Source organism: Mycobacterium sp. TH-M106 (assembly GCF_057473765.1).
In genome coordinates this window covers 1-11,148 of the sequence record NZ_JBYCLE010000395.1, presented here as the reverse complement: position 1 = coordinate 11,148, position 11,148 = coordinate 1, and the positions used below count along the sequence as shown (strand labels likewise).

Annotated in this window: 7 protein-coding genes and 3 pseudogenes; 4 read left to right on the top strand and 6 right to left on the bottom strand. The window is 65.7% G+C overall.

The features are described from left to right. Positions 1 to 91: 91 nt before the first annotated feature. A pseudogene (locus tag AC2VOP_RS14110) lies at positions 92 to 1,066 on the bottom strand (flavin-containing monooxygenase); the annotation flags it as partial. Between the two features lie 412 nt (positions 1,067 to 1,478). On the opposite strand from AC2VOP_RS14110, the gene AC2VOP_RS14105 reads away from it, so the two are divergent. The 3 genes from AC2VOP_RS14105 (at position 1,479) to AC2VOP_RS14095 (ending at position 5,285) form a co-directional block, all read left to right on the top strand. Then, complete coding sequence (locus AC2VOP_RS14105; RefSeq protein ID WP_486961550.1) at positions 1,479 to 2,696, top strand: PPE family protein; 1,218 nt, start codon at positions 1,479 to 1,481, stop codon at positions 2,694 to 2,696. A gap of 81 nt (positions 2,697 to 2,777) precedes the next feature. Continuing rightward, the gene (locus tag AC2VOP_RS14100; RefSeq protein WP_486961549.1) at positions 2,778 to 3,992 is read left to right on the top strand and encodes a PPE family protein; all 1,215 of its coding nucleotides are present in this window, start codon (positions 2,778 to 2,780) and stop codon (positions 3,990 to 3,992) included. Positions 3,993 to 4,055: 63 nt separating this feature from the next. Further along, positions 4,056 to 5,285, top strand: a complete 1,230-nt coding sequence (locus AC2VOP_RS14095) for a PPE family protein (RefSeq protein WP_486961548.1) — start codon at positions 4,056 to 4,058, stop codon at positions 5,283 to 5,285. Between the two features lie 145 nt (positions 5,286 to 5,430). Here the strand turns inward: AC2VOP_RS14095 and AC2VOP_RS14090 are convergent, their stop codons facing one another. The 4 genes and pseudogenes from AC2VOP_RS14090 to AC2VOP_RS14075 form a co-directional block, all read right to left on the bottom strand. Continuing rightward, a complete protein-coding gene (locus tag AC2VOP_RS14090) occupies positions 5,431 to 5,844 on the bottom strand; it encodes a DUF732 domain-containing protein (RefSeq protein ID WP_486961547.1) in 414 nt (137 codons plus the stop codon). A 470-nt stretch (positions 5,845 to 6,314) separates the two neighbouring features. Further along, positions 6,315 to 6,971 (bottom strand): annotated as a pseudogene (phoU, locus tag AC2VOP_RS14085) (phosphate signaling complex protein PhoU); the annotation flags it as partial. A 158-nt stretch (positions 6,972 to 7,129) separates the two neighbouring features. Then, positions 7,130 to 8,512, bottom strand: a complete 1,383-nt coding sequence (locus AC2VOP_RS14080) for an MFS transporter (RefSeq protein ID WP_486961546.1) — start codon at positions 8,510 to 8,512, stop codon at positions 7,130 to 7,132. 125 nt (positions 8,513 to 8,637) lie between these two features. Then, on the bottom strand, positions 8,638 to 9,423 hold the full coding sequence (locus tag AC2VOP_RS14075; RefSeq protein ID WP_486961545.1) for a TetR/AcrR family transcriptional regulator: 786 nt from the start codon (positions 9,421 to 9,423) through the stop codon (positions 8,638 to 8,640). A 165-nt stretch (positions 9,424 to 9,588) separates the two neighbouring features. Here AC2VOP_RS14075 and AC2VOP_RS14070 point away from each other — a divergent pair, with 165 nt between their 5' ends. Beyond that, on the top strand, positions 9,589 to 10,770 hold the full coding sequence (locus tag AC2VOP_RS14070; RefSeq protein WP_486961551.1) for an NAD(P)/FAD-dependent oxidoreductase: 1,182 nt from the start codon (positions 9,589 to 9,591) through the stop codon (positions 10,768 to 10,770). Positions 10,771 to 10,864: 94 nt separating this feature from the next. On the opposite strand, the pseudogene AC2VOP_RS14065 reads toward AC2VOP_RS14070, so the two are convergent. Continuing rightward, positions 10,865 to 11,148 (bottom strand): annotated as a pseudogene (locus AC2VOP_RS14065) (class 1b ribonucleoside-diphosphate reductase subunit alpha); the annotation flags it as partial.

The window sequence follows — 11,148 nt, the reverse complement described above, 5'->3', positions numbered from 1 at the left end:
GCGGCGCCGCCGCTCACCCACAACCCGAAAATTCGAACCAACTCGCGGCCTCAACGGCCGTCACGGGAGAACTCGGGCTACCGTGAAATTTTGAGGTCAGCGTGGTCTTCGGGTTGGCCACCGCCTGGTAATAGTTGCCGGCGTAGAGGATTCGCTTGCAGCCGGCACGGTAGTGCGGCGTGAGCTTGCGGCGCAGCTCCTTGTCGTGGACGTAGTGCTGGATGTTCCACCGGCCGACCAGCTCGACCGCCCGCAGCAGGTTCGGCCGTTTGGTCATCGCATAGCCCAGGCCTTCGAGCCACCAGTAGATCCCAGAACGCACCGCCAGCCGCAGACCGGGAACGGTGGCGAACGCGCCGAGCACCACTCTCGGGAACGGCGCGTTCGGCCGCGGCACCACCCAAGGAGGGGTGCGCTGATACAGCTGCACCTGCGCGACAGCGGCTTTTTTGCGCACCAGTTCCGGCACGATCTGGATCGCGCTGGCGCCGGTGCCGATCACTGCGACCCGCTTGCCGGCCAGGTCGACGCTGTGGTCCCACTCGGCGGAATGGAAAGCGGCCCCACCGAAGTCGTCGATGCCCTCGATGTCCGGCAGCCTCGGGATGTGCAGCGCTCCGGCGCCCGAGATCAGGAACTGAGCCACGTACTCCCGACCCGACTCGGTGAACACGTGCCAGCGGCATTCATCGCCGTCCCAGTGCGCGCGGTTCACCCGCGAACCGAACCGAATGTAGCGGCGCAGCCCGTATTTGTCGGTAACGCCCTTGAGGTAGTCCAGGATCTCCGGCTGTGGTGAGAACAACCGGCTCCAGGTCGCCTTGGGTTCGAACGAGAACGAGTACAGGTGCGACGGCACGTCACACGCACAGCCCGGATAGCTGTTGTAGTACCAGGTGCCGCCGACCTCGTCGGCCTTCTCCAGGATCAGGAAGTCGATGCCCCGTCGCTGCAGCGCGATGCCCATGCCGAGCCCGGCGAACCCGGCCCCGATGACCAGCGCGCGGGTATGCACCGCCGGGGCGTTGTCCGCCGCCCGGTTGGCGGCCTGCTCGACGATGGTCATACTGCGATCCTTTCCTGGACCCTTTCCTGGGAACGCCGGTACTGGGTATTTGCTGCTTTCAGTCTGTCCGGCGTCCACCGGGCTGTCAACGCGACCACCGGGCTGTCCGGCGTCACCGGGGTGTCAACGCGGCTGGCGCCCCCGAGGCCCATCAAGACAAACCGGCCCGGGTCATCGAAACGACCGAGCGAACGAATAGGTCCCGAGATTAAAACCTTTCGTTCATCTGCCGTTTAGTCCATGGTCGCTGCCGAGTCATCCCCTGGGCCTAACTTCCGTCCTGGAAGCTTCCTGGGAGGGATTCTGGACGTCTCCTGGGAGCACTGAGGTTCCCGCCGGGCCTGTCGCGGCGTTGTGTCGGGACGGTCGGTTGACGAAAGGGTTGACGAAAGCGTTGACGAAAGGATTGCCCATGTCGAATTTCGCGGCCTCACCGCCGGAGATCACTTCTACCTTGGTGTATACCGGCTCGGGGTCGGCGCCGATGGCAGCAACCGCGTCGGCCTGGGACGCGGTTGCCGCGCAGCTGGATTCGTTCGCGAAAGGCTACGCCGCGGCGATTTCGACGTTGCAGGAGGGTTGGATGGGCCCTGCCTCGAATGCGATGGCTGCCGCGGCGACGCCGTATCTCGCGTGGGCAACGACGACAGCGGCACAAGCTGAGCAGACAGCTAGCCAAGTCCGGACGGCGGCGGCCGCCTTTGACACCGCACATGCGGCCGTTGTGCCTCCGGCGTTGGTGACCGCCAACCGCACCCAATTGGCCAACCTGATCGCGACCAACCTCTTGGGTCAGAACACCACACAGATCGCGGCCACCGAGGCCGCCTACGACGCGATGTGGGCCCAAGACACCGGTGCGATGTATGGCTATGCCACGTCGGCGTCGTCGGCGACGAAGCTCACGCCGTTCACCGCGCCGCCGCACACCACCAACCCTGCCGGGCAATCCGCCCAAGCCGCCACGACGGCCGCCCAGGCCGCCGGCTCGGGCGCTTCGCATGTCAACAGCCTGTCGCAGCTGCTTTCTACTGTGCCACAACAGCTCTCAGCAGCAGCAGCGCCGGCCGCATCAAGTTCGGGCACATCGACGATATTCGGAATCACCGTACCGACCTCGTTACTGACCAGCGTCGGAGACTTCAACACCATAAGCGGGCCGGTGAGTTTCTTGGCGGCGATGACTCGTACCGTCGCTAACTCCAGCGCTGCCGGCATGATCGTCGGCCGACTGTTGGCCGACGGCGCGCTGTACGCGCCGCTGGTCGGACTGGGCGCCGCACCGTCAGCGGTCACGTTCGGAGGCGCGGGTCTGGCCGCGGAGCTGACTGCGTCCAATGCAGTGCTTGCCAGCGCAAGCACCGCCGGTGCGGTGGGGCCGCTGTCCGTACCGCAGTCGTGGGCGCAGGCGACGCCGGTCGCTGCTATCGCCAGCCAACAGGCACCGTGGCTGTCGGAGGTCGAGGCGTGGTGGGAGGCCGGCGCGCCTGCGACGGTGGGTGCGGAATCGATGGCAGAGGTGGCCGCTGCGGCCGCCGCCGGCACCCTGCTGATGCGTCCCGTCGTCGGCAAGGCGCTGAAGGTTCCACCTCGCCGCTTCAAGATGTCCAGCCCTAAATCCGGTGGATAACCACCGCCGGTGGCCGTGCCGTCGCACAGAGCGCCACCGCCGTTGTTCTCCAGGACGATCGCCAGAGTTTGAGGAATAGAGATGCTGGATTTTTCGACACTGCCACCCGAGGTCAATTCGGCCAGGATGTACGCCGGTCCCGGGTCGGGCCATATGATGGCGGCCGCGACAGCCTGGGATGGCGTCGCCGGCCAACTCGAATCGCTCGCCGCCGGCTACGCGGCGGAGTTGACGGCTCTGCAAGGCCAGGCGTGGTCGGGATCTGCCTCGGCCGCGATGGCCGCCGCGGCCGCACCGTACATGGCGTGGGCGAACGCCACAGCCACCCAAGCTGAACAGACGGCCAGCCAGCACCGCGCGGCGGCGGCCGCCTACGAGGCGGCGTTCGCCGCGACGGTGCCCCCACCGGTGATCGCAGCCAACCGGGCATTGCTGATGGCGCTGATCGCGACCAACTTTCTTGGACAGAACACCCCGGCGATTGCGGCCACTGAGGCTCACTACGCCGAGATGTGGGCTCAAGACGCCACCGCCATGCACGGCTATGCCGGCTCTTCGTTGCCGGCGGCGGCCGCGCTGACGCCGTTCAACACGCCGCCGCAGACCGCCAACCTCGGCGGGCAATCCGCCCAGAGGACCGCGGCCACCCAAACGGCGCAGACAGCTTTGTCGCACGCACTTACGGCTTCGTCACATCTCGGGCAGAGCGTGTCGGCCAGCTCCAGTACCGCTGCATCCACGTCTTCGTCGGGGTCATCGGGCATCTACTACATCAACAGTTGGCAATCGTTGCAGAAAGTTGTGAACCTTTTCCACGAATCGTTCACTGCGCAATATTACAATTACGGCGTCACGTTCGGTGATCAGACCGATTTCAATACCAGTTACCTACTCTTCGGCAACCATCTCTTTCTGCCGAGGAATCCGCCGTTTCTGCTGGGCGAAGGGGCGTTCACGAGTTCGACCAGCGCACACGGCGAACCGGTACTCGCCAGCACCGGCAAAGCGGCATCGGTGGGAAAGCTGTCGGTTCCGCGGAGCTGGGCGGGAGCCACACCAGCGCCCAAGGCAGGTTATGTCGCCCAGTCGCCGCAGGTGCAGGCAACGGGAACAGGCCCGCAGGCCGTTCCAGCGGAACTTGTCAGTGCCAAGTCGGCGACGCCCACACCCGACCATCCAGCGCTGCCACCAGCTCTGGGACCGGTGGGCGGCCCGGCGCAGTACCACAGCGGCAACGCCGTCTTCCGCATGCGAGAAAACCGGTTCCGCATGCCGCGGCCCGCTGCCGGCGGATAACAGCAGTTGTGATCGCCGGGGCCGGCCAACGCCAGCTGCGGCCGGGCAAGGAAGGGGATGCACATGCTGGACTTCGGGCTGTTGCCGCCGGAGATCACCTCGGCCAGGATGTATTCAGGTCCGGGGTCGGAGCCGACGACGGTGGCGGCGTCTGCCTGGGATGCGCTTGCCGCCGAACTGGATTCGTTTGCGCGCAGCTACGTTTCGACGATTTCGAGCTTGCAGGACGAGGGGTGGCTGGGTGCTGCTTCGAATGCCATGGCTGCTGCGGCTGCGCCGTTTGCGCAGTGGGCGGCTGCCACAGCGGGACGAGCCCAGCTGGCGGGCAGCCAAGCTCGGACGGCGGCGGCCGCCTTCGAGACGGCACATGCGGCAGTTGTGCCGCCGCCGCTGATCGCCGCCAACCGGACCCTGCTGGCCAACCTGATCGCGACCAACCTCCTGGGGCAGAACGCGGCCCAGATCGCGGCCACCGAGGCCGCCTACGACGCAATGTGGGTGCAAGACGCCGCCGCGATGCACAGCTATGCCACGTCGGCGTCCTCGGCGACGAAACTGGCGCCGTTCACCGCGCCGCCGCCGACCACCAACCCTGCTGCGGCGCCCGTAGCCGCGGCTGCACCCGCTGCGGCGGCTGCTTCGCAATCCAGCCTGTCGCAGTTTCTCTCGACGGTGCCGCAGCTGCTCTCGGCAGCACCGGGCACATCGTCACAGACTGGTATACCGATACCGCAGTCGTTTATCACGCTGATGAATAATCTGAACTACGTCCAACGAACCCCGGACGTCTATATGTTGGTGCAAGCTCGTAATGTCGGCGCTGTCGGCGATGCCATCATTCTTGGTGTCAAATTCGTCTCCGATGGCGCACTTTTTTCACCGCCGCCCGGGCTGGCCGGGGCGACATCCGCCTCCGCCGAGGCGGCATCATCAACGGTTCTGACTGCGACAGCGGAAGCTGCGACAGCGGGAGCAGGCGTCGACAGGGCGGTGTTGGTCAGCGTGGGCGAGGCGGCCGCGGTGGGGCAGTTGTCGGCGCCGCCGGCGTGGGGGAATGCGACTCCAGTCGCTGCTGCGACCGACCAGTACCTGTCCTCGTGGGGGACCAAGGGGTCGTGGGGGGCGACTCCGCAGGTGAGCGTGGCCGGCACGGGGCCGGCGGCGGCCATGGGGCCGATGGCCGGGGCGGCGGGGGCGGCCGCGGCCCGCAAGATCGTGCGCCCCAGTGTCAGCGCCATCTTGCAGGTCACGCCGCCCCGCTACCAGGTGCCCCGTCCTTCCTCCGGCGGATAGCTGCTCCGCGGGCCGGCCACCTCGGTGGACGCTACGGCACCCTGCCTCCCAGGGCGATGGTCAAAGGAGTCGGTGCAGCCGCCCAGTCGGATACCGCCCGCACAGCCCGGTGAGAGCAGGTGAGAGCAGTGGCTCCGCAGCGGAATCAGTAACTTGAGGCGTCGGGGCAGAATACGCCCCGCGCGACCGCCACGAAGTGGGCGCCCTGCAAAAGCGCCATGCCGGGGTAGGAGTTTCTCACCCCGTCCACGGCTTCGCGAACGCTGTGGCCACTCTGGATGTGCGCGCAGGCACCTCTGGCGATGTTGACTGCCTCGACATCATTCGGGTGCGCGATGCCGAGGTGATCGAGTGCCCGAAGGAAAGTATCGTCCGTCGCGCTGGCAACATACGTGTACGGATCGGTTGGCTCGGCGTGTGCCGGTACTGCCACGCCGAGCAGGGCTGCCGCCCAGGCTGAAGTCACGAACAGCATCGGCACCCTGACGTTCGGGAAGCCGCGCCACCGGAGCGGCATGTGGCGTGGCGTTTTCGCGGGCCGGGATTCCGCTTTCGACATTCCTCATCTCCTCGTCTGCTCACGGCGCCGATGCCTCGATGAATCGCACTCAATGCACCTGAGGCTCAACAGCTTTCCAGCGCCAGCGACCTGGGTAAGACTCTAGATCTGGCCGGGCGGGCTCCCATAGACCCGATCACCAACCTTCACAGAGATTTTGAAGCTTGTTCACCTAAGACGCGAAGCATTCATCCGCTGTTCACGAATGTGCACTGTGACCGCTGACCGTCCGGCTCGCAACAGCCATCAACAGTGGGGCGTCTCCGGCGGAGTGGTTTCCTGCCAGACTGAACGTGCGCCACGGGATGGAATTGGTCACCGGAGCTGTGCACGAGCAAAGCGCCGGGTGTTCACCGTCTGCTTGATGAGACGATGGGCCGGTCACAGCTGCGTGTAGGGGCGGTAACCGAGCTCAGGTCGGCGTAGCGTCCAGTCGTGTCGTAGTTCGCAGTCCCAACGGCGGGCCACCAGCTTTCTCCGTCGGTGCCCCTGCCGACCGCTTGGAAGATGACCCTGCGCGCAACTTCGATGGCGTGATCGGCGAAGCGCTCATAAAAGCGGCCCAGCAACGTCACGTCGACGGCGGCGACTACTCCGTGCTTCCATTCACGATCCATCAGTACGGTGAACAGGCTCCGGAGCAGGGCGTCCATCGTCTCGTCTTCTTGGCGCATAACCGCAGCTTTCCTCGGGTCACGCGACAGGAGAACCTCCCCGGCATCGTGACCCAATTCGACTGCGATGCTGCCCATCTCGTTGAAGCACCCGTTGACTTCTTCCGGCAACACGTGCTGAGGATGGCGCCGACGGACGATCTTGGCAACGTGTAGGGCCAACGATCCCATCCGGCTGATGTCAGCAGCCACCTGGATGGCGCTGACGACTGTCCGCAGATCACCGGCGACCGGCGCCTGCAAAGCCAACACCGCGAGGGCATCATCCTCGGCATACGAACCCAGCGCGATGATCTCGTCGCCGTCGGTGATGACCTGCTCGGCCAGAACCAGATCCACCTGCAGCAAGGCCTGCGTTGCACGTTCCATGGCAGACACAGCCAGCTCGCACATCGTTTCGAGCCGCTCGACGAGCTTCGCAAGTTGCGCTCGGTAGGCGGTCCTGGATTCCACCAACTCATCATTACGCTCACGGCGTTGACATGCGGGAAGCGCCACATGAACCCGCGGTGAATACTCGGAGCGTCGCGACCGCTGGTGCCGCCCGGTTTCGAAAAGCTGCGGTCCTGTGGGGCTGCGGTCGCACCTTCGCAGAACAGCGGAGTATCGCGCTACACCGCTGGCGCCTCGACGACTGCGCTCCTGGGTGACACATAGCGCGACCAGGTCAACATCGCGCCGCCCACATAGCACATCAAGAAGACCCAGAATGCCGGTGTCTCGGTTCCGGTGCTGTCATAGGACTGTCGCAGCGCCACGTTGATCCCCACACCGCCGAGCGTCCCGAACGCGCCGGCGAAGCCGATCAACGCTCCCGACCGCACGCGGGCCCAGTCAAGGCGTTCGGCTGGGCTGACGTTCAGCGCAGCGCCGCGCGCTTCGAAGACCGACGGGATCAGCTTGAAAACCGAACCGCTGCCCAATCCGGACAGGCTGAACAGCACGATAAAACCGACGACGTAACCACTCATCGTCATGGCCGTTAGATTGTCACCGGCCCTCCGGGTGAGGTCGTCGTGGGTGCTGACGGCGATGAGAAACCCACCGGCCAGAACCATGGCGGCCAAAACACTGAGCGTAACACGCCCACCACCGAAGCGGTCGCTCAATCGACCACCGACGACCCGCCCGGCCGCCCCCAACAGTGGCCCGATGAAAGCGATCTCAGCGGCATGCAGCGACGCCTGCGCGCTGCTCTGCCCGGCGGCCATGAAGTTGTGCTGGAGCAGTTGGCCGAAAGCGAAAGCGAAACCGAGGAACGACCCGAAGCAGCACAGGTAGAGGAATGAGATCCCCCAGGAGTCAGACAGCGGCAAGATGGCTTTCAGGTGAGTCATGTCGATGCGGTAGTCGAGGTTGTCCATGAACAACGCCGCGCCGAGCGCGCCAACGGCCAGCAGCACCAGATAGATCGCGCACACCAGGTACGGCGCCTGGTCACCGGCGGTGGCCAGCACAACCAGTCCGACCGCCTGGATGGACGCTGATCCGAGGTTCGCGATTCCGCCGGTGAGACCCAGCGCGAATCCCTTGAGCCGCTGCGGGTAAAACACCTCCGCGTTGGCCAGCGACGCCGAGTAGTTGCCGGCGCCCAATCCGTTCAACGCGGCGCAGACTAGATAGGGCCACAATGGCCAACCGGGATGGGCCAACAGCACGATCGCCCCGACGGTCGGGACCAGCAGTATCACCGAAGAGAACGTCGCCCAGCTGCGGCAGCCGAACCTGGCGTTGAACATCGGGTAGAACATCCGCGCGAGCGCTCCCACCAGGGAGGCGACGGCGCCCACCAGCAGCTTGTCACCGGTCGAGAACCCGTAGACCGATGCCGGCATGAACAGCACCATTACCGACCACAAGGACCAGATCGAAAAGGCGACATGGGAGGTGACGATCGACCAGATCAGGTTGCGTCGCGCGAGGACGTTGTTGCCGGCATCCCAGGCCAGGCCATCTTCTGGATTCCAATCTGCGATGCGCTGACTCTGCGTCATGCAGCCTTCACCTCTTCAGCTTGCCAGAGCTTAGACCGAAGTTACGGGGTCCTACGGGGATTCGGTCCACCGGCATGGTACCTGCACAGCGGTGGCGACTCGGCGTCGGTGCTACCGGGTGCGCCTCAGGCGACCGGCTGCTGACGGGGCACCGCCTCATGGATCGGCCGGTCCGGGTTGATCTCGATACCCAACAGCTCACCGGTGCCGCTGATCACACCCATCATGATCGTGGTCAGGTGCGCGACGAACGCCTCGTTCGCCATGCGCCGCGGGCTGTCCGGCGTGGGACCCAGCCACCAGTCGGTGGCTGAGGCCGCCGACCCGAACGCGGCGAACGCCGCCAACTCGATCGCGGCGCGGTCCAGCTGCATCTCGCGTAGCTCGTTGTTGAACATCTCGGCGATCGCCAGGGTGATCTCCCGGCCCTCGTTGAGCGTCCGCACCGTCGATTCGGACTGTTCCGGAATGCGGCCCTGGATGAAGCACCTCAGCACGTTGGGATGCTGGTCGATCAGCGTGACGTACTCTTCGACCGCGCGCCTGATGACGTCGCGGGTCGAGTCGGTGGCGAAGTCCACCGAAGGGAAAATCGCCGCCCACAGCTCGTCACGCAGCCGTTCCCCGATCGCCTGGAAGAGATCGGATTTGTCGGCGAAATGCCGGTAGATCTTCGGCTTGGCGGTGCCGGCCTCTTCGGCTATCTCCCGCACGCTCACATCGGGCCCGAGCCGGTCGATGGCGCGGAAAGCGGCGCCGACGATCTCGCTGCGCACCCTTTTGCGATGTTCGCGCCAACGTTCGCTGCGCGCGTCGACCTTCGGCCCGGTGTCCCCACCGGGTTTGGGTCTGGCTACTCTGGCTGCCCCGGCTGCTCTGGCTGTTCCGGCTCCTCCGGCTAATCGGCGCACGCCAAGCACTTTACCGCGTTGTCGTTGCTGACCTGCGCATAAAGCACGCTAACCCGCGATGATCGTCCGTTCCGGAGCAGGCGGGTCGGTTCGATAGCATCGTAGGGGGTCCCGAACATCTCGTGACCATGCCTGGGCACCCCGCGAATATCGAGACGAGACGTGGTGAAGCAACGATTCGACCTGGCGATTGTGGGAGGCGGCCCGGCCGGGTCGGCGGCCGCATGGCAGGCCGCGCAGACCGGTGCGCGGGTCGTGGTCCTGGACAAAGCCGAGTTTCCCCGCGACAAACCGTGCGGCGACGGCCTGACCGCGCGCGCGGTCAGCTATCTGCAGAAGATGGGGCTCGCCGAGCAGGTCGCCAGATTCCACCGGGTCGACCGGGTGCGGGTGTTCAGTCCGAGCCTGTGGGAGCTGTCGTTTCCGCGACGCCCCGGAATGCCCGACCATGGCCACGTCGCCCGCCGACCCGAACTGGACACGTTGCTGCTCAAGCATGCCGAGTCCGCGGGAGCAGAGGTTCGCCAGTGCGCCGAGGTGGCCGGTCCGGTGGTCGACGACGCGGGCCGGGTCGCCGGGGTGGCGCTCAAGGGCGGGGAGAGGATTGCCGCCGACGCGGTCATCGCCGCCGACGGCGCCTACTCGCCGATCAAGCGGGCACTGCAGCTGGACTCGGACTACGACGGCTACTCGGCCATCGCGATCCGCGCCGAGATGGCCGCCGACCGGCCCGACACCGATTCCCTCGACATCTACCTGAGGCTGGTGTTTCACGGCGACCAACTACCCGGCTACGGCTGGGTTTTCCCGCTCGGTGGTAGGCGGGTCAACATCGGCCTGGGCTACGTCAACAGCTACAAGAACTGGCAGGCCATCAACGCCACCCAGTTTTTCGGGGACTTCCTGGGCACCCTGCCGAGTGACTGGAAGTTGCCGTCGATCGACGAGCTGAAGAAGTCCAAGACAGTACGGGCCTGGCGGCTACCGATGGGCTTCACCGCCTGGCCGCCGTGGCGGCCGGGTGTGCTGTTCGCCGGCGACTCGCTAGGCGCGGGCAAGCCGGCATCGGGTGCCGGCATCTCCAAAGCACTAGAATCCGGGCTGGCTGCTGGCGAGTGCGCGATAGCGGCGCTGACCAACGCCGGACCCGGCGACTTCAGCAACTACGCCCAGCGAATCGAGGCGGCCTGGGGCCGCGAGTACCGGCGCGGCCGGGTGTTTCACCGGCTGGCCGGCATACCGGCGATCGCCAACGCCGGCATCAAGGTGATCGACAACGGCCGAGCACGCGATTTCCTGCTCCGCCGGATGTACGCCAAGGCGCAGGGGCCGCAGCACACCTACTAGACCGGCGCCGAACGTGAAGCTGTTGCGAGAAATCCGGGCAAATCTCGCAACAACTTCACGCTCGGCGAGACGGCGGTCCAGCCCGCCGCAGGCGCTAGAGCATGCAGGACACGCAGCCCTCCACCTCGGTGCCCTCCAGCGCCATCTGGCGCACCCGGATGTAGTACAGCGTCTTGATTCCTTTGCGCCAGGCGTAGATCTGCGCTTTGTTCACATCGCGGGTGGTGGCGGTGTCCTTGAAGAACAGCGTCAACGACAGGCCCTGGTCGACGTGCTGGGTTGCCGCGGCGTAGGTGTCGATGATCTTCTCCGGCCCGATCTCGTAGGCGTCGTCGAAGTACTCCAGGTTGTCGTTGGTCATGTACGGCGCCGGGTAGT